An 18,588-nucleotide genomic window follows, 5' to 3' on the forward strand; every position below is an offset into this window, starting at 1 on the left:
GTTCTGAGCCGTACGCGACCAAACCATCCATGCGTACATGCCAGTCTGGTGACGCGCTGGCCGCTCGTCCACCATGCCTCTCATGCGTATCGATCCCGGTGCGCCTTTTGTTCGCGGTGAGGCATGGTTCGTTTCTTCTTCCTGGCGGCAGGGCTGTCCTGCCTGGGGGCCTGCACAGGGGCCGGCAAGAGTCCGGCCGCAGCTACATGGGAGGCCTCGCGCCAGGCTTCCCAAGGCTTCCGCTTCGACTGGCAGTTGTCCGGCGATCCCGCCGTGGCGCCCATGCAGGTGTTCGACGACGGCAAGGAGACCTGGCTGCAGTTCGCGCCTGGCCAGGCGCTGCCCGCGATCTTCGGCGTCGGCGGCGATGGCGAGCGCGCCTTGCCGTACTTGAGGCGCGACCCTTATGTCGTGCTGGCAGGAGGCTGGAGCGGCCTGCTGTTTCGCGGCGGGCGCCTGACCGCTAGGGCTCAGCGCCTGCAGGCGGTCGCCGAAGCCAAGCCTGGGCACGAATCGGCATCATCGACGGCGGATGCGGTTGCGGAGCCCGTCGGTCCGACCCGGCCGGTCGAGCCAGCTGCGCCCGCTATCGGAACCCTGCAAGCCGCCGGCCCCTTGGCGCTGGCGTCGTCCAGCACCGCAGCGTCGGCGCCGGCGTCGGCGTCGCAGCCGGTCTATCGCGCAGCGCCTCCGGACGCCACGCTGCGCGCCGTCCTCGCGCGCTGGGCCAGCCTCTCAGGTTGGACCTTCCAAGCTCAGCATTGGGCCGTGGACGTCGACATTCCCTTGTCAGCGGCCGCCGAGTTCTCCGGCGACTTCAAATCCGCCGTACGCGAACTGCTGGGGGCTACCGAACTCGCCGAAAAGCCGCTGCAGCCGTGCTTCTACGGCAACCGCGTATTGCGCGTGGTGCCTTTGGCGCAATCCTGCACGCGCATGGCCGCGCCAGGAGGGGCCTCGGCATGATGCGCATCGTCTGTCTGGGTATCGTCGTTTCCGGAGTGTTGGGCGGTTGCGCCGCTTCGCAACAGGTTGCCGACCAGCGCCGCGCGGCGCACGCGCGTCAAACCAAGTTGGCCGCCAGCCATCAGGCCTTTGCTGAAGGACTGTCCGATCGCGCCGCGCGCCTGGCGGCCCAGGATGTCACCGCGCCATGGCTCGCAGGTAAGCCGCAACCCTTGGCGCGCGAGGTGCTGCTTCCGCCTGCCTTGCGAGAAAACGTCCGGACGACGTTGATGCTGGCTGACGACGCCGATCTTCCCGTCCTGGCCCAGCGTCTGACTGCCGCCACCGGCATTCCGGTCCGGGTGCGGCCAGATGCCTTGCTGCCCCTGGAATTGTTCCTGCCCCGACTGGCCGTCAACGGCGCGCTGTCCGTCCCGGCGCCTGCCAGCTTCGAGGTCCGCGCTGGCGCGCAGCCGCTGGCAGATTTGCTGGACGCGCTGGCCGCGCGTTTTTCGGTGCATTGGCGCTACGAGCACAATGCGCTCGAGTTCTACCGAACCGAAACCCGCGTATTCGATTTGCGTGCCTTGTCGCTGGCCAGCAAAGTAGATGTCCGGCTTGGCCGTCAGGGCAGCGCCGAAGGTGAGGGCTTCGAGAGCACCTCCAATACATCCTTGTCGGCGGGACAGCACGACGCGCTGGCGATCCTGCGCGCCAATATTGCGCCATTCCTGACGCGTTCCGGCGTCGTCGCTGAAGCGGTCGAAGGTGCTACTTCGATCGTCGTCACGGACACGCCGGAAGCCCTGGAGCGTGTCGCGCGCTATCTCGAACGCGAGAACAAGGCGTTGACCCGCCGAATCCGCTTGATGTTCGAGGAAATCACGGTCGTCGCCAATGACGCCACGTCGGGCGGTATCGACTGGAGCATCGTCTACGCCGCAGCGGGAACGGCCGCGCGGTTGGCGCTGCCCGGGGCCGGAGCGTCAACCAGCAACGTGGAGGCAGCCATGTCCAGTGGGCCGTTCCAGGGCACGCAAGCCATTGTCTCCGCGCTCAGCACCATGGGCGCCATCGTGCGGCATAACAAGGTCCCCATCCTGACCTTGAACCGCCGCCCAGTCACCCACGCGGTAAGGACCACGTTCAGCTACATCGACCGGGTGCAGAGCACGGCCGTCCCCGGCGCCACAGCGAGCGGTGCCAACGGATCCCTGCCTGCGGTATCCATCAGCCAGAAAGAGGAGACGATCGGCTCGTTCCTGACGCTGCTGCCCGACATCCAGGAGGACGGGCAGATACTCCTTTCGCTCGCCTATGACAACGCGGTCGCTCAGCCCTTGAAGACCATCACGTTCGGAGAGCGCGGCAATCAGATCCAGGTCCAGCAGGTGACGATCGACGGCAACGGCACGGTGCAGCAGATCGAGCTGCGCCCCGGCCAGCCCATCATTGTTTCCGGTTTCGACCGCAACCAGGAGCAGCACCACCGCCAACGCCTGGCGCCCGGATTGCCGCTCATCGCGGGCGGCCGGGATAGCGCCGCCTCGGAACGCATGACGACTCTGGTGCTTGTGACGGCGCAGGTCGAGGAAGGTTACTAAGGATGGAACGCATCCCTCCTACGCTGCTGCTCGAGGTGCCCGGCACCGGCCGGACGTTGGCTTTCGGCCTGCGCTGGTTTGCCCTGATCGGCTCCAACGTTCCCGCGCTGGCCCGCTCGCGCGGCCGCCGTTTGCGCGCTAGCCACTATGTCGTGGGCGGCGCGCCGGCCATGGTGGCCGGCTATGGCCGCATGCGCCGCACGTGGCGCAACGGTCTGCGCACCCAGCGGCGTCGCCACGCGCAGGTGCAGGCCGCCGCGCAGCTGTACGCCCTGTTGTACCCCGACGGAGGACACAGCCTGATCCGTTTGCCGGACGGCGGGCATTGGTTGGTGGCAGCTCAGCGCGGCACGGTGCTGTCGCAGACCGACAAAGTGTTCGCAACGCTTGACGAAGCCCTGCGCGAGCAAACGCTTTTGCTCGCGCAGCGGCCCGCATTGCCCGCGCAGGCACCCGATGAGGCTTGGGCGCTGCTGGTGCAGGCAGCGGATCCGGCCGCTCGCCTGGACGCTTTGTCCTCCCGCTGGGCCGAGTTGCCGCTTGTGTTCCGTCTGTTCCTGGCCTGCGCGGGGCTTGCCGCTGTCGGCCCGTCGCTATGGAATGCCTTGATCGGCCCGCTGTCCGGCCGCGCTGCGACCGGGCATGTCGACCCGTCGGATCTCCCTTCGCAGGAAGATCCCTCCCTGACCGCGTTGCGGAGTGCTCCGGTCCACTCTCCCTCCGAGGTCGCCCGATTGATGGACAGCGTCGGCAAGCTGCCCATCCAGGTAAGCGGCTGGGCGTTGACCCATGCGCGCTGTCTCGCCGGCGATCAGGCTTGGACTTGTTCCGCAGTCTATGTGCGGGCCCATCCTCATGCCGCCAATGACCTGCTGCATGGGTTGCGGCCAGCCGGTTGGCAGGTGACATTCCAACCGCTGGAGGAAGCCACCCTGTCTTGGAGCCTGGCTTCGTCGCCGGGAAGGCTGGCCGACCTTGTCCTGCCGACCGCACTGCAGGTCGATACGGGCCTGGTCGCCGAGCTGCAGCGCATGCGGGCCGCGTTCACGTCCGTTGTCCTGGCGCCAGCCTCGCCGCTGCTTCTTCCGATGTCTGCTCGTACTGCATCAGACCATGCCGGCGCCAGCTATCCGGGCTCGCCCGCCGTCCGCAGCAGGACCCTCACATTGCGCGGGCCGTTGCGTTCTTTCACGTTGTTGGACGGCGCCGTTGCCGCGGCCAGATGGTCCCGTCTGTCTCTGGACGTCCAGGCGCAACCTCAGCCCGCCCTGGCCGCCAGCATGCTGGTCGCCGAACTGCAGGGAGAAATCTATGAACAGGAATAGGGTGGGCGCAGCAGGCTTCATCTTGGGGCTGGCATTGTCGGCCATGCCGGGGGCTGCGGCATACGGCCATTCGTCTGCGCCGGCCGTCCCGGATCCGCGGCCATGGCCAGAGGCCCAGACGGTGCGCGCCTTGTTGCGCGCGGACGCGGCGGCGGCGCTGGCGGACTGCCGCGTGCCCGGCCTATGCCGCTCGGGCACGGAACCAGCCGTCCCGGTGATGCAGCCGGTCAAGGCATCCGACGATATCCGGGTAAGGGCGATTTTCGGAACCGCTCGGCGCCTGAGCGCCGACATCATCTTCAACGGCGCGATGCTTCGCTACCAAGCGGGTCGGGGAGAGCCGGTTGCGGGGACCCCCACTGCGCGCACTTATCAGTTGCTTGCCATCGACGAGGGCTGCGTAAGGCTACGCCGCGACGATATCGAGCGCACGGCCTGCCTCGATGCAGGCACGGCACGGCCATGAGCGCGCACGCTCTACAGCCCGCTGCGGCGGCCGGGACTCCGCCCCAACTTCAGACACCCGAAGACATCGCTCGTCTGAAACCCGCATTCGCGCGGGCGTTGGGACACGAATTCGATCTTGCCGCGCTTGCCGGGAGGCTTTGCCCCGTGTTGCTCGAAAGCGGCGAGGTCGCCGTGTTTGCCGTAAAGGATTACATGCTGGGAGACCAGATCGACGAAGTCGAGCGCATGGTGCAGGCTGCCGGTCATCGGCTGGCACAAGTGCCGCGCTATCAGTTGCCCGCACCGCTGCTGCTGATGATCTCCCGCGGGCAATTGGCGGCGCGTGGGCTGGCAACACGTGGCAAGGAGCGGCAGCAGGAGCGCGCTTCGGCGCTGGCCTCACTGTTCCTGGACATCGTGCGCTGGGGGGTAGCGCAAGGGGCGAGCGACGTGCACATCAACGTCAATCGGCGGCGCGAGGCCAGCGAGATCCGCTACACCATCAATGGCGAATATATCGGCACGGAGCGCTTCGCCGGTTTGTCCAGCGCGACGCTGCTGGAGGTTCTGGCGGTGGCCTGGATGGAAGTCAGGGGCGGCAATGGCGCGGTTTTCGATCCGGCGCTCGAACAGCAGGGCCGCATCGCGCTTGATATCGACAGCGTGCCTATCGTGTTGCGCTGGGCGTCCCTGGCGACCGATGCAGGCCCTTCGGTCTGCCTGCGCATATTGCGCCTGGACGCGACGGCCCACTCCGACCTGCTTGCGTTGGGCTACCTGCCTGGGCAGGTCGAGACGTTGACGCGGGCACGCGAGCGCGAAGGCGGGGCCATCGTGCTGGCTGGCGTGGTCGGTTCCGGCAAGTCGACCACCATCGCAACGTTGATGCGCGGTATCGCGCCCACGCGCAAGGCCATCACGCTGGAGGATCCGGTCGAATACCTCATCGACAACGCATTACAGAACACACTTGGCGGCGCCCTGGCCGAGTCGGCGTGGCCTGCGTTCGACGCCAAGCTGAAGACCATCAAACGTTCGGCGATGAACGATTTGCTCATTGGCGAGATCCGCGACATCGATACCGGCCGTGCGTTCATGGACCTGGCCAGTTCTGGCGTCAGCCTCTACACCACGACCCACGCGGCTGGCGCCGTGCTGATTCCCGAACGCCTGGCATCGGATGCGATAGGCGTGTCGCGTGATTTTCTGGCGACCCCCGGCATCCTCAAGCTGCTGGTCTATCAGACTTTGCTGCCACGCCTGTGTGCCCATTGTGCGCTGCCGGCCGACAGTCTCTGGTCCGCATCCGCCGATACCGCAAGGGCCGATTGGCACGGGTGGCTGCAACGGATGCAGCAGGATTTCCTGCTGGATCTTGCCCCGCTACGGGTCAGGAACGCGGCAGGTTGCAACGCTTGCAGGCGACCGCAACTGCCCCAGCTGAACGGGCTATCGGGCCGCAGCGTGGTGGCCGAGATGGTGGAGCCTGAGCGCATCGGGGGCTTCCTGGAGCTCGTGCGCGCACGCGACAACGTCGGGCTGAAGCGGCTGGTCCAGGGGGGCGGTCCGGCCTCCTGGCGCAGCGCGGCCACGCATGGCGGGCCGGCGCGGGATTGCGCCCTGTACAAGGTCAGCCGTGGAGAGGTAGATCCGCGCTCACTGGTGCGCCGCTTCGACGTTCCGGCGGTCGTGCCGGCGCACCACGTTCCACCTTGCGGGGCCGGTCATGGCTAGGCGGCTCCTGCTACGTCCTTTCCGCAAACGCATTGCCGGCCGCGGCCTGCTGTTGCGTCTGGACGCCTGGCGCTTTCGCCCAGGGCGTGCAGACTACTACGAGTATCTGGCGGATCTGATTGAAGGAACGCAAGGACGCAAGAGCCTGCGTGACGTATTCGAGGACGATGCGCGCCGTTACGGTGTAGATACCGTGCGGGGGCGCTTGTCGCGACATTGGGCGGGCAGGTACCTGGAAGCGGGAGGAGACTTGGGCGCTGCCTGGGCGCACACGCTGGCCGCGAGCGAATGCCTGCTGCTCAGTTGTGTACAGGAGGAGGGCGGCGATCTGCCGGCGGCGTTGCGGGACGTCGCGCACGCCGCTCGACTGGCGTCGGCCGCCTGGCGGGCGCTGGTCTCTGCCGCAGCGGCGGGCATCGTGGCGGCGATGGTCGCTTTTGCTCTGCTTTGCGCCATTCCTTTTTTCAGCGTCCCGCGCTTGCAGCAGGTGTTCCAGGCCGTTCCCGCCGAGGACTACGGAAAGCTGACCCGCGCGCTATTCACCCTGGCTCAGGTGCTCAGGCAATGGCTCGCTTTGTGGTTGGTGCTGTTGCTGGGCCTGGTGTCCATGAGCTTGTGGTCGCTGCCGCATTTCACCGGCGCCATGCGCGCCTGGCTGGATCGCTGGCTGCTTTGGCGGCTTTACCGGGATTTTCACGCCATCCGGTTCTTGGCGCTGCTGGCCGTGCTGGTCAGGCAGCACGGCGCGGCCGACACCCGTTTGCGGCGCGCCCTGGCCGTTCAGGCCCGCGATGCCGGGCCCTGGCTGCATGCGCATCTGCTGCACATGCTGGAGCGGATAGAGGGCGGCCAGACGGGACCCGAGATCTTCGGCACTGGCCTGCTGGACCCAGAAACGTGGTGGTACATGGCCGACATGATGGATGCCCTGGGCATGGAGGCCGGGCTGGCGCAGGTGCGGATGCGCATTGAATCGCGCCTGCTGGCGCGGGTGCGGTGGCAGGCCTTCGCATTGCGCTGGTCGCTGCTGCTGACCTCGCTGGCGGCCGTGCTGGGCATCACGCTTTGGCATTACTGCGTAGTCGACGAACTGCGCCAGAACCTGACCAACTTCTATGCCAGTCAATAGGCCGCGGCCGGCACGCCGCGCATTCCGCCCGCGTGCTTCATTTACAAGGAAAGCAACCATGCACGACCTCCAAGCATTCCAGTTTCATGCACCCCTGTGCCGCATGCCCCGCCAGCGTGGTTTTTCGCTGATGGAGGTGTCCATCGTCACCGCCATCGTGCTGATAATCGCCATCGTGGGTATTCCGGCTATCGGCTCTTACGTCGTTGAAAACAAGGTGCCCAAGGTGGGCGAGGAACTGCAGCGCTTCATCGCCAGCATGAAGACCAACGCGCAAGGCGGCGGCCTCACGCCCTACGCGGGTTTGGATACCGGCGCCATGGCCAATGCCTTGCGGGAATCCAGTGTCCTGACCGTCGAGGGCTTCGGCAGCGCGGCGCGCATCGCTCACGGCCTGGGCGGCAGCGGCGTGGGCGGCAACGGAGTGGTCGAAGTCGCTGCAGCGTCCTTCGGCAGCGCTGGGCTGGGATCCGCGTTCTCTATCAAGCTGACCAACGTCAGCCAAGCCGCGTGTCCGTCGCTGGCTTCGGTATTGCAGCGGATGTCCGAAACCATCTCGATCAGCGGAGGAGGGGGCCTGAAGGTCGTGAAGGATGCGTTCGCGACGCCCAGTGTGCCGTATCGCGCAGCCGTGGCGCAGGCCCAGTGCCGCCAAGGTGACGTCAACACCTTTGTGTTCGTCGCAAAATGAGTCCGCATGGCCACCTCGTGCGCGCTGGATCGCCGGCCGCTATGCAGCGCCCGCGCCAGCATCAGCGCCAGCGCGGCTTCTCGTTGCCGGGCCTGGTGGTGACCTTGGCCTTGAGCACCATGGCCGCGATCTGGGCTTCAGGCCAAGTGGTGCAGCGAATCGAGGACTCCGCTGCGCGAGCCGCCGGGGTATGGCTGACTCAGATCCGCCAGGCGGTCGCCGATGTGCTGGCGCGGCACTTCGCCGTGCTTGCCAAAGGGGAGGGGCCGCGCAATGAGCAGGGGGTTCCACTGTTCGCGGATCCGCTTGCGCCCACCATGGACGAGCTGCGCGGCCTGGGCATGTTGCCCGCCGATTTTCCCGACCGTTCCGCTTTGGGTTTTTCGGCGCAAATCCGGATCGCCAGGGCGCCTTCGTGTCCGGGCGAACGCTGTCGCCTGGACGGGCTGGTCTATAGTGCCGCTCCGCTGCTCAAATCAGGGACGCAAGCCCCGGACCTGATTGGCATTTCGACGGCAATCGATGCTGCCCGCGGATACGGCGGAGCCATATGGCCGGGAAAGCCGGGCCTGGTGCGTGGCGCGGCATTCAGCTTCCCCAATCCGTTGATGCCGGGCTTGCCGGTCCACCCGCCGGGCACCCTGGCCCTATGGGCCGGGGTCGGCGCCGGCGGACCGGACCTGGACCGCTATGTCAGGCTGCGGGATACGCGCGACCCGCAGTTGCAGGGAAATCTGTCGGTGGCTTCCTCGGCGCAGATCGGTTCCTATCTCGCCGTGGGCGCACGCGCTGGCGCGGGCCAAGCTTGCCGCCTGCCCTCGGGCACGATGGCCAACTCCGAGCAAGGAGAGCTCCTGACCTGCCAATCGGGGACCTGGGAGCCTGCAAGCGGGGGCTTCGGCGGGGCCTACAGCTTCAACCATCCGCTGGGTTGTTACCACTACACAGGCGTGTCCACCGCCAATCCCCGCACCGGAACCTGCTCGTGTCCGGCCGGCTACAAGGCGGTGATCGTCTCCGCAGGCGGCAAATGGACCCAGACCGAGGGCTGGACTACGGGTTACGTCTGCGTCCGCTGAATCCCGGCAAGCCCTCTTTCCCGGGGAGCCCGCCAACCCTCTATAATGAAAAATTCGCCTAAATTCTGCTTCATCCACGATGAAATCCTCTGAGATTCGCCAGCAGTTTCTGCAATTCTTCAAGTCCAAGGGACACACCATTGTTCCTTCGTCGTCGCTCGTCCCCGGCAACGACCCGACCTTGCTCTTCACCAATTCGGGCATGGTCCAGTTCAAGGACGTCTTCACGGGCAAGGAATCGCGGTCCTATACGCGTGCTACCTCGTCGCAGCGCAGCGTGCGCGCCGGCGGCAAGCACAATGACCTGGAGAACGTGGGCTATACCGCCCGCCACCATACGTTCTTCGAAATGCTGGGCAATTTCAGCTTTGGCGACTACTTCAAGCGCGATGCGATCCAGTATGCCTGGGAGCTGCTGACCCAGGTCTACAAACTGCCCGCCGAAAAGCTCTGGGTCACGGTCTACCAGGAAGACGACGAGGCCTACGACATCTGGGCCAAGGAAGTCGGGGTGCCCGCCGAACGCATCATCCGCATCGGCGACAACAAGGGCGCGCGTTACGCGTCGGACAACTTCTGGCAGATGGCGGATACGGGTCCTTGCGGCCCTTGCTCCGAGATCTTCTATGACCACGGTCCCGAAATCTGGGGCGGCCCGCCGGGATCGCCCGAGGAAGACGGCGATCGCTACATCGAGATCTGGAACCTGGTGTTCATGCAGTTCGAACGAGATGCCGCCGGTAACATGCCGCGTCTCCCGCGTCCCTGTGTCGATACCGGCATGGGTCTGGAGCGCATCGCCGCCGTGCTGCAGGGCGTGCACTCCAACTACGAAATCGATCTGTTCCAGCACTTGATCGCGGCCGCCGCGCGCGAAACCGGCATCAAGAATCTGGAGGACAACTCGCTCAAGGTCATCGCCGACCACATCCGCGCCTGCTCCTTCCTGATCGTCGACGGCGTCATTCCCAGCAACGAAGGCCGCGGCTATGTGCTGCGCCGCATTGTTCGCCGCGCGCTGCGCCACGGCTACAAGCTCGGCCAGACCAAGCCGTTCTTCCATCGCCTGGTTCCGGACCTGGTCGCCGAAATGGGCGATGCCTATCCGGAACTCGCCGCCACGGCCGAGCGCGTCGCCCAGGTGCTCAAGCAGGAAGAAGAGCGCTTCGGTGAAACGCTGGAGCACGGCATGCGCATCCTCGATTCCGCCCTGGCCAATGTGCCCAAGGGCGGCCAGCTGGATGGCACGACGCTGTTCACGCTGTACGACACCTACGGCTTCCCGGTGGACCTGACCGCCGACATCTGCCGCGAACGCGAAGTCGACGTGGACATGGCCGGCTTCGAAGTCGCCATGGAGCGCCAGCGCGACCAGGCTCGCGCCGCCGGCAAGTTCAAGATGGCCGAAGGCCTGAGCTACGAAGGTGCCGATACCCGCTTTGAAGGCTACGAAAAGCTGGAGCTCGACAACGTCAAGGTTACGGCCCTGTACGTCGATGGCACGCAGGTCCAGCAGGTCAAGGCTGGCCAAAACGCCGTTGTCGTCCTGGACGCGACCCCGTTCTATGCGGAGTCGGGCGGCCAGGTCGGCGATACCGGATTGCTCGAGGCCGATGGCGTGCGTTTTGCCGTGGCCGATACCTTGAAGATCCAGGCCGGCGTTTTCGGCCACCATGGCGAACTGGAATCCGGCACGCTGTCCGTGGGCGATACGCTGCTTGCGCGGGTGGACGCGGTGCGCCGCGCCCGCACGGTGCGCAATCACTCGGCCACTCACCTGATGCACAAGGCGCTGCGCCAGGTACTGGGCGCGCACGTGCAGCAGCGTGGTTCGCTGGTGGATCCCGACAAGACCCGCTTCGACTTCGCCCAGGACGCGCCGCTGACCGCCGAGCAGATCGCGCGGGTCGAAGCCATCGTCAATGCCGAGATCCTGGCCAACCAGCCCACCGTGGCGCAGGTCATGGCTTATGACGACGCCGTCAAGGGCGGCGCCATGGCGCTGTTCGGCGAAAAATACGGCGATACGGTCCGAGTGCTGGACATCGGCTTCTCGCGCGAGCTCTGCGGCGGGACCCACGTCAGCCGCACGGGCGACATCGGCCTGTTCAAGATCGTTTCCGAAGGCGGCGTGGCCGCGGGCGTGCGCCGCGTCGAAGCCATCACCGGCGACAACGCGCTGGCCTGGGTGCAGAACCAGAACGCTTTGTTGACCCAGGTTGCCGGCATGCTGCGCAGCACGCCGGCCGACTTGCCGGCGCGCATTGCGCAAGTGCAGGAGCAGGTCAAGACCCTGGAGAAGGAGCTGGAGCAGTCCCGCAACAAGCTTGCCGCCAGCGCAGGCAATGACTTGGCGACCAGCGCTGCTGTCGACGTCAAGGGCATCAAGGTCCTGGCAGCCAGCATCGGCGACGTGGATCCCAAGGCATTGCGTGGCATGGTCGACAACCTGAAAGACCGCTTGAAGCCCGCGGTCGTGCTGTTGGCCACGGGTTCGGCCGACGGCAAGATCAGTGTGGTCGGCGGAGTTACCGCCGACCTGACTAGCCGCGTCAAGGCAGGCGACCTGGTCGGCTTCGTTGCCGCGCAGGTTGGCGGCAAGGGCGGCGGTCGTCCCGACATGGCCATGGGGGGCGGCACCGATCTCGCGGCCCTGCCTACGGCGGTCGCCAGCGTGCAGAAATGGGTGGAAGAGCGTCTGTGATGAGCGGGGCGGATGTCAGTCTTGACGGCGGCGCGCACGCGCCTTCCTTCGAGCAGGAAGTCGATGCCAGCGGCTTGACCTGCCCGCTGCCGATCTTGCGCGCCAAGAAGGCCCTGGCGCAGATGGCCAGTGGCGAAGTATTGCGCGTCATCACTACGGACCGCAATGCCATCCGCGACTTCCAGGCGTTTGCCCGCCAGACCGGCAATGTGCTGGTGGCTCAGCAGGAAGTCGATGGCCGCGGGGTGCATTTCCTGCGGCGGCGCTGACCAGCTTCCCGTCACGCGTGAAATACAAAGGGGCCCGCCGTAAAGCGGGCCCCTTTGCATTGGCTTGGCGCTTGCCTACTTGCGAATGGCGGCGGCGACTGCCCGGGTGATGGTGAAATCCACAAGATCGCCTTCCTTCAACTGCTGCAGGCGCGCCTGCAGGGCGGGGTCCTGTACCTGGATGGTGCGCATGCCGCCTTGCGGCCCCTTCAGCGTGACCAGATTGGCGCTCTTGTTTATGTGCCAGATCTCAGCCGTGATCGTAGTCTGGCGTCCCGCCGCGCCGGCGGGCATGGCGCCCTTGGCGCTGCGCGTCGCCGCGGTTTCGGTCTTGACCTCCGGGATGCCGGATCCGGCGGGGCGCACATCCACCGCCACCGACTCGTAGTAGTCGAGCGTGAGCGTGTCGCCGGGCTTGATCTGCTGGAAGTTGCGGATATTGGGGCCAGCCTGGATGTCCACGCTATTACCATTTTCGCCCTGTAGCGTGATAGTCCGACTGGCCGGGTCTACCGCAGTGACCTTGCCGGTGGCTGTCGTCAGGGCGGCTCCGATCACTCGGGCCGACGCGGCAAGCGGCATGGCCAAGGTGCCCGCCAGCAAGCCCGCCAGGGCCAGGCGCGCGACAGGAGTGAAGACTGATTTGTGGTTCTTCATGGTGGTGCACCCTCCGGTTAGAGGAAGTTGGGGGGAAAGCGCTGGAAAATGGGGGCGGCGACTAGCGGCGAATGCCGCGGGTCAGGATGAGGGCTTGATGCCAGTGCGGTGGCGGCGCCGTGGCGAGGCGGCAGGGGGGATCGAAGCGCGGGGTCTTGCGTAGGTCGACATAAAACCGATCTCCTGAATCGGGTTATTTCTTCACACGCACTGAGTTCTGACGCACTAAGACAGGCAAGAACGGGGCGGGGCGGCTACACTTCGAATTGCGGCGCGGGCCCCCGGCCCGTATTTGTAGGATACCCGGATGTGGTGTTTTAGGATACAAATCACGCCGCTACGCACAATTCGGCACCGTCATTTGCCAGCAGGCTTGTTTAAGTGCTAGAATTTCCCGTTTTTCACAACTAATTCAAGGGATTACCTATGGTGGTGATTCGCCTGGCCCGCGGTGGGTCCAAGAAGCGTCCGTTTTACAACCTGGTGGCCACCGATTCGCGTAACCGTCGCGACGGCCGTTTCATCGAGCGCGTGGGTTTCTACAACCCCGTAGCCAGCGAAGGCACGGAAAGCCTGCGCATTGCGCTGGATCGCGTGCAACACTGGACCAGCAACGGCGCCCAACTGTCGCCCGCTGTCGAGCGTCTGGTCAAAGAGTACTCGGCCAAGGTTTCCGCCGCGGCTTAATTGCCCGCGTCGCATACCCGAGCCCTGAGCTTTACTGCGCTTTCAAAAGCTGCCATTCATAGCTGCTTCATAGTTACCAAGAGCACGATACATGCCTGATGCCGCAACCTCCAACGCGGCGCCGACGGATTTGATCGAGCTGGGCCGCATCAGTGCAGCCTACGGTGTGAAAGGCTGGGTCAAGGTGCAGCCACATTCGGCCAATGCCGAAGTGCTGCTCTCAGCATCTCAATGGTGGTTGACTCGCCCTGTGCCTGAATTGGCGCGGGGCGTTGTCGCGTCTGCGCCTGTCGCATACAAGGTTGTGCAAGCCCGTTCGCAAGGGGCCACCGTGGTGGCTCAGCTGGCGGGCATTGCGGATCGCGATCAGGCCGAGGCCTTGCGCGGTTGTTCCGTGCAGGCTCCGCGGGGATCCTTTCCCGCGCCTGAGGAAGACGAATACTACTGGGTCGATCTCATCGGTTGCGCGCTGTACACCAGTGCCAACGGCGAGCCTGAGCTGCTGGGCGTGGTCGACGAGGTCCTCGACAATGGCGCCCATGCCGTTTTGAGGGTCTTGCGCCAAAGGGTGGGGGCCGAAGGTCCGGAGCCCATCCTGAACGCCAAGGGCCGACACGCCGAAATGCTTGTTCCGTTCGTGCGCGCGCACATACACGCCGTCGATCTGGCTGCTCGCCGCATAGACAGCGACTGGCCGGCGGATCTTTGATGCGCATCGACGTTGTTACGCTCTTTCCCGAAATATTCGGGGTAGTGCGGGACCTGGGTGTCACCGGCCGGGCGCATGCCCAGGGCCGGTGGTCCCTGCATGCCTGGAATCCCCGTGATTTCACGCACGACGTGCATCGCACCGTGGACGACCGCCCCTATGGCGGCGGTCCCGGAATGGTGATGATGGCGGGGCCTCTGGAAGCCGCCGTCAATGCCGCCCAGGACGCGCGCGCAGCGCTTGGCCTGGGCCGTGCCCCTGTTGCGCTGCTGGCCCCGGTCGGTCGGCGCTACGATCAGGCGGGCGCTGAATCTCTGGCGGCAAGCGAGGGGATCATCCTCATTTGCGGCCGTTACGAGGGCGTGGACCAACGCTTTATCGCGCGTTGCGTTACGCAGGAAATCTCGCTGGGCGATTTTGTGCTGTCGGGTGGGGAGATCGCCGCGCTCGCTGTGATCGACGCCGCCGTGCGGCTGCTGCCCGGCGTGCTCAATGACGGCGAGTCCGCGCTCCAGGATTCGTTCAACGATGCCTTGTCCGGCCTGCTCGACAGTCCGCATTACACGCGTCCCGAAGTCTACGAGGGTGAGCCCGTGCCCGCGCCTCTGCTTAGCGGGCATCACGCCAACATTGCCCGCTGGCGGCGCGAGCGTTCGCTGGAGCTGACCACGGCCCGGCGTCCCGAACTGATCGATGCTGCGCGCGAAAAAGGGGTGCTGACCCAGGCTGATGAGCGCTTTCTGGCCGCGCTGGCGGGCACGCCTTTGCCTGAGCCTGCCAAGCGGCGCCGCTCGTCCCGTCCCAAGTCGCCCAAGGCCTCCTGAGGCTGTCTGCTTTCTCGCTTACGCGTTTTGCTTGCTGGCGACGGACAAAGAAAAACCCCGGATCCAGGTCCGGGGTTTTTGCTTTCAGCGATGGGTGGGCCTAGTTGCCCAGCTTGGCGCGCTGCTCACGCACCTTTTGCAAGGTCTCGCCAAATTGCGCGGCGCGTGCCTTTTCCTGCTCGACCACCGCGGCCGGTGCGCGTTCGACGAAGCTGGCGTTGGACAGTTTGCCGTTGGCCTTGGCAATTTCGCCTTCCAGGCGCGCGATTTCCTTATCCAGGCGCACGCGTTCAGCCGCAACGTCGATTTCAACATGCAGCATCAGGCGGCTGCCGCCCACGACCTGTACCGGTGCGCCAGCGTCGGGCAAGGCGTCAAGCACGTCGACCTGGCTAAGCTTCGCCAGCGCGGCCAGGTACGGCGCGTTGCGGGTGAGCGTGGGGGCGTCGCCTTGGGCGCACAGCGGCACCTTCTGGGCGGGCGACAGGTTCATTTCACCGCGTAGGGCGCGAACGGCTTCGACCTGAGCTTTCAGCTCGGCGACGTCGGCTTCGGCGGCCGTGTCCACCGCAGCAGGGTTGGCTTGGGGATACGGTTGGACGCTGACGCTGTCCGATACGCCTTCCTTGCGCTTGCCGGCCACCAACGACACCTTTTGCCAGAGCTCTTCCGTGATGAACGGAATGATCGGGTGCGCCAGGCGCAGCACGCATTCCAGTACGCGGATCAGCGTGCGGCGCGTGCCTAGCTGTTGGGCCGGCGTGCCCGTTTGGATTTGCACCTTGGCCAGTTCCAGGTACCAGTCGCAGTACTCGTCCCACACATAGCGGTAGAGCGAGTTGGCGATGTTGTCGAAGCGGTAATCGGCAAAGCCGCGCGCGACGTCCGCTTCCAGTGCCTGCATCTGGCTCACGATCCAGCGGTCCACGAAGGACAATTCGCCAGCGTCCGGGCCGGTCAGGTCGTGGCCTTCCGTGTTCATCAGCACGAAGCGCGTGGCGTTCCACAGCTTATTGCAGAAGTTGCGGTAGCCTTCGCAGCGCTTCAGATCGAAGTTGATATTCCGGCCCAGCGTGGCGTAGGCGGCCATCGTGAAGCGCAGCGCGTCTGTGCCGAAGGCCGGGATGCCGTCCGGATATTGGCGGCGCGTGGCTTTCTCGATGGCGCCGGCCTGCTTCGGGTTCATCAGGCCGTAGGTGCGCTTGGTCACCAATCCGTCCAGATCGATGCCGTCGATCAGGTCCACCGGATCCAGCGTGTTGCCCTTGGACTTGCTCATCTTCTGGCCGTCCGCGTCGCGGATCAGGCCGTGCACGTAGACATGCTTGAACGGGATGTGGCCGGTCAGGTGGGTGGTCAGCATGACCATGCGAGCCACCCAGAAGAAAATGATGTCGAAGCCGGTGACCAGCACGCTGGACGGCAGGTAGCGCTGCAGGTCCGGCGTGTTTTCAGGCCAGCCCAGCGTGGTGAATGGCACCAGGCCCGACGAGAACCAGGTGTCCAGCACGTCCGGATCGCGCTTGAGTTCGCCGGTCACCCCGGCTGCGCGGGCCTGGGCCGTGGCTTCGGCTTCGTCGTGTGCCACGAAGACCTGGCCATCCTCGGAATACCAGGCGGGGATCTGATGGCCCCACCACAGTTGGCGGGAAATACACCAGTCCTGGATGTTGTTGAGCCACTGGTTGTAGATGGTGGTCCAGTTGTCCGGGTAAAACTGGATGCGGCCATCGGCCACCACTTCCAGTGCGACCTCGGTAATGCTCTTGCCAGGATTCAGCGTGCCTTCGGGCGCAGGCTTGCTCATCGCCACGAACCATTGGTCCGTCAGCATCGGTTCCAGCACGACGCCGGTGCGGTCGCCCTTGGGCTGCATCATCTTGTGCGGCTCGACCTTGACCAGATAGCCTTCAGCTTCCAGCTGTGCCACCACGGCCTTGCGGGCCTCATAGCGCTCCATGCCCTGGAACTGTTTCGGGCCGTTTTCGTTGATGTGCGCGTCCAGCGTGAAGATCACGATCATGGGCAGATCGTGGCGTATCGCGCAGGCGTAGTCGTTGAAGTCGTGGGCGCCGGTGATCTTCACGCAGCCCGTGCCGAATTCGGGGTCGACGAAATCATCCGCGATGATGGGAATGTTGCGGTCGCACAGCGGCAGCTCCACTTCCTTGCCGACCAGGTGCTTGTAGCGCGGATCTTCGGGATGCACGCAGAGCGCGCCGTCCGCCAGCATCGTTTCCGGGCGGGTCGTCGCGATGGTCAGGCCGCGCAGCGTAACCGTCTGGCCTTCCTTGTCGACTATGGTTTGCGGGCCGTCGACGAAGGGATAGAGGATGTGCCACATGTGGCCGTCGGTTTCCTCGGACACCACTTCCAGGTCGGAAACGGCCGTCAGCAGCTTCGGATCCCAGTTGACCAGGCGCTTGCCGCGGTAGATCAGTCCCTGTTTGTGCAAGCGCACGAAGGTTTCCACCACGCCGCGCGACATGCGGTCGTCCATGGTGAAGTATTCGCGCGGCCAGTCGGCCGAGGCGCCCAGGCGGCGGACCTGGCTGGTAATGGCATTGCCGGACTTTTCCTTCCATTCCCACACTTTTTCCACGAATTTCTCGCGGCCCAGGTCGTGGCGGGAAACCTTCTGGGCGTCCAGTTGTCTCTCAACCACGATCTGCGTGGCAATGCCTGCGTGGTCGGTGCCGGGGATGAACACCGTGTCGTCGCCCAGCATGCGGTGGTAGCGGACCAGTCCGTCCATGATGGTCTGGTTGAAGGCGTGGCCCATGTGCAGCGTGCCCGTCACGTTGGGCGGCGGGAACTGAATGACATAGGGCTGGCTATCGGTCCCCGTTTTTACATGCTGGCCCGCCTGGAAGTACCCGCGCTTATCCCACTCGGCGTACCAGCGGGATTCCAGCTCGGAGGGTTCGAAGCTCTTGGAGAGTTCCTGGGTGTCGCTCGCGGTATTCGCGGCGTTCGGGGGAGCAGCTTGAGTCATTGCAGGGTTCCGGCAAACAGGGGCGCCCGGGCTAGGGAGACGGGCGGCAAACCGCACATTTTAAGATGTAATACGGTCTTCTCAGCGTGTTAGAATACCGGGTTACTGTAAACCTTTTAGAAGTCCCTGAATTCATTGAGGATTCCGGGCTAGTCCGACAGGTAGGCAGTGTCGAATCCCTGCCTTGGACCAGTGGTTCGGGACGGCCCGAGACAAGCATTCGTTTCGGACCGCCCGTGCGCCAACAGCGCGATGACGCTTCAAGGGTGACACCGACAAGCGCAGAGCCACGCCAGGCAATTCATCAGAAACCAAGTCAGAAATCAGTTTTCGGAGTTCTTTATGTCCATTCAACGCACCCTCTCGATCATCAAGCCCGACGCCGTCGCCAAGAACGTCATCGGCCAGATCGTCGGCCGTTTCGAGCAAGCCGGCCTGAAGGTCATCGCCGCCCGCCTGGCCCAGCTGTCGCGCACCGACGCCGAGCGTTTCTACGCCGTGCACAAGGAACGCCCCTTCTTCAAGGACCTGGTTGACTTCATGGTTTCGGGCCCCGTGTTCGTGCAAGTGCTGGAAGGCGAAGACGCCATCCAGAAGAACCGCGACCTGATGGGCGCCACGGACCCGAAGAAGGCTGCTCCCGGCACCATCCGCGCCGACTTCGCCGACAGCATCGACGCCAACGCCGTGCACGGCTCGGACGCTCCGGAAACGGCCGCTGTCGAAGTCGCCTTCTTCTTCCCCGAAATCAACATCCACAGCCGTTGATTTTCGCGGAACACCTGTTCT

Annotated in this window: 16 protein-coding genes; 14 read left to right on the top strand and 2 right to left on the bottom strand. The window is 65.0% G+C overall.

Annotated features, from left to right (window positions below; translation table 11 throughout):
- The first annotated feature begins 123 nt into the window (after nucleotides 1-123).
- The 10 genes from CEY08_RS27280 to CEY08_RS27325 all read left to right on the top strand — a co-directional run bounded on the left by CEY08_RS27280 (nucleotide 124) and on the right by CEY08_RS27325 (nucleotide 11,927).
- The gene (locus CEY08_RS27280) at nucleotides 124-966 is read left to right on the top strand and encodes a TrbG/VirB9 family P-type conjugative transfer protein (protein WP_076812341.1); all 843 of its coding nucleotides are present in this window, start codon (nucleotides 124-126) and stop codon (nucleotides 964-966) included.
- Nucleotides 963-2,549: a hypothetical protein gene (locus CEY08_RS27285; protein ID WP_076812344.1), complete on the top strand. Its 1,587-nt coding sequence runs from the start codon at nucleotides 963-965 to the stop codon at nucleotides 2,547-2,549. The genes CEY08_RS27280 and CEY08_RS27285 overlap by 4 nt, the downstream gene beginning before the upstream one ends.
- A gap of 2 nt (nucleotides 2,550-2,551) precedes the next feature.
- The gene (locus CEY08_RS27290) at nucleotides 2,552-3,874 is read left to right on the top strand and encodes a type IV pilus inner membrane component PilO (protein ID WP_232033750.1); all 1,323 of its coding nucleotides are present in this window, start codon (nucleotides 2,552-2,554) and stop codon (nucleotides 3,872-3,874) included.
- Nucleotides 3,861-4,340: a hypothetical protein gene (locus CEY08_RS27295; protein ID WP_063639661.1), complete on the top strand. Its 480-nt coding sequence runs from the start codon at nucleotides 3,861-3,863 to the stop codon at nucleotides 4,338-4,340. The genes CEY08_RS27290 and CEY08_RS27295 overlap by 14 nt, the downstream gene beginning before the upstream one ends.
- Nucleotides 4,337-6,055 (top strand): ATPase, T2SS/T4P/T4SS family, encoded by a 1,719-nt coding sequence (locus tag CEY08_RS27300; protein ID WP_063639660.1) that lies wholly within the window; start codon nucleotides 4,337-4,339, stop codon nucleotides 6,053-6,055. The genes CEY08_RS27295 and CEY08_RS27300 overlap by 4 nt, the downstream gene beginning before the upstream one ends.
- Complete coding sequence (locus CEY08_RS27305) at nucleotides 6,048-7,184, top strand: general secretion pathway protein (protein WP_076812347.1); 1,137 nt, start codon at nucleotides 6,048-6,050, stop codon at nucleotides 7,182-7,184. Before CEY08_RS27300 ends, CEY08_RS27305 begins: the two co-directional genes overlap by 8 nt.
- A gap of 58 nt (nucleotides 7,185-7,242) precedes the next feature.
- Entirely contained in the window at nucleotides 7,243-7,875 is a 633-nt protein-coding gene (locus CEY08_RS27310; RefSeq protein WP_084738516.1) for a type 4 pilus major pilin, read from the top strand.
- Between the two features lie 41 nt (nucleotides 7,876-7,916).
- A complete protein-coding gene (locus tag CEY08_RS27315) occupies nucleotides 7,917-8,954 on the top strand; it encodes a hypothetical protein (RefSeq protein WP_063639658.1) in 1,038 nt (345 codons plus the stop codon).
- Nucleotides 8,955-9,033: 79 nt separating this feature from the next.
- On the top strand, nucleotides 9,034-11,658 hold the full coding sequence (alaS, locus tag CEY08_RS27320; protein ID WP_063962050.1) for an alanine--tRNA ligase: 2,625 nt from the start codon (nucleotides 9,034-9,036) through the stop codon (nucleotides 11,656-11,658).
- Nucleotides 11,658-11,927, top strand: a complete 270-nt coding sequence (locus CEY08_RS27325) for a sulfurtransferase TusA family protein (protein ID WP_063639656.1) — start codon at nucleotides 11,658-11,660, stop codon at nucleotides 11,925-11,927. The genes alaS and CEY08_RS27325 overlap by 1 nt, the downstream gene beginning before the upstream one ends.
- 75 nt (nucleotides 11,928-12,002) lie before the next feature.
- Here CEY08_RS27325 and CEY08_RS27330 read toward each other — a convergent pair whose 3' ends face one another.
- Entirely contained in the window at nucleotides 12,003-12,584 is a 582-nt protein-coding gene (locus CEY08_RS27330; RefSeq protein ID WP_042792842.1) for a hypothetical protein, read from the bottom strand.
- Between the two features lie 426 nt (nucleotides 12,585-13,010).
- Between CEY08_RS27330 and rpsP the strand changes: the two genes are divergently transcribed.
- The 3 genes from rpsP (at nucleotide 13,011) to trmD (ending at nucleotide 14,804) form a co-directional block, all read left to right on the top strand.
- Nucleotides 13,011-13,271: a 30S ribosomal protein S16 gene (gene rpsP, locus CEY08_RS27335; protein ID WP_042792843.1), complete on the top strand. Its 261-nt coding sequence runs from the start codon at nucleotides 13,011-13,013 to the stop codon at nucleotides 13,269-13,271.
- Nucleotides 13,272-13,362: 91 nt separating this feature from the next.
- On the top strand, nucleotides 13,363-13,980 hold the full coding sequence (gene rimM / locus CEY08_RS27340) for a ribosome maturation factor RimM (RefSeq protein ID WP_063639655.1): 618 nt from the start codon (nucleotides 13,363-13,365) through the stop codon (nucleotides 13,978-13,980).
- A complete protein-coding gene (gene trmD / locus CEY08_RS27345) occupies nucleotides 13,980-14,804 on the top strand; it encodes a tRNA (guanosine(37)-N1)-methyltransferase TrmD (protein WP_076812350.1) in 825 nt (274 codons plus the stop codon). The genes rimM and trmD overlap by 1 nt, the downstream gene beginning before the upstream one ends.
- Before the next feature lie 100 nt (nucleotides 14,805-14,904).
- Here trmD and CEY08_RS27350 read toward each other — a convergent pair whose 3' ends face one another.
- Nucleotides 14,905-17,799: a valine--tRNA ligase gene (locus CEY08_RS27350; RefSeq protein ID WP_042792847.1), complete on the bottom strand. Its 2,895-nt coding sequence runs from the start codon at nucleotides 17,797-17,799 to the stop codon at nucleotides 14,905-14,907.
- A 342-nt stretch (nucleotides 17,800-18,141) separates the two neighbouring features.
- Between CEY08_RS27350 and ndk the strand changes: the two genes are divergently transcribed.
- Complete coding sequence (ndk, locus tag CEY08_RS27355; protein ID WP_042792848.1) at nucleotides 18,142-18,567, top strand: nucleoside-diphosphate kinase; 426 nt, start codon at nucleotides 18,142-18,144, stop codon at nucleotides 18,565-18,567.
- The last annotated feature ends 21 nt before the right edge of the window (nucleotides 18,568-18,588 follow it).

Origin of the sequence: Achromobacter insolitus, from assembly GCF_002209555.1 — a bacterium.
In the GTDB taxonomy this organism is placed as follows: domain Bacteria; phylum Pseudomonadota; class Gammaproteobacteria; order Burkholderiales; family Burkholderiaceae_B; genus Achromobacter; species Achromobacter insolitus.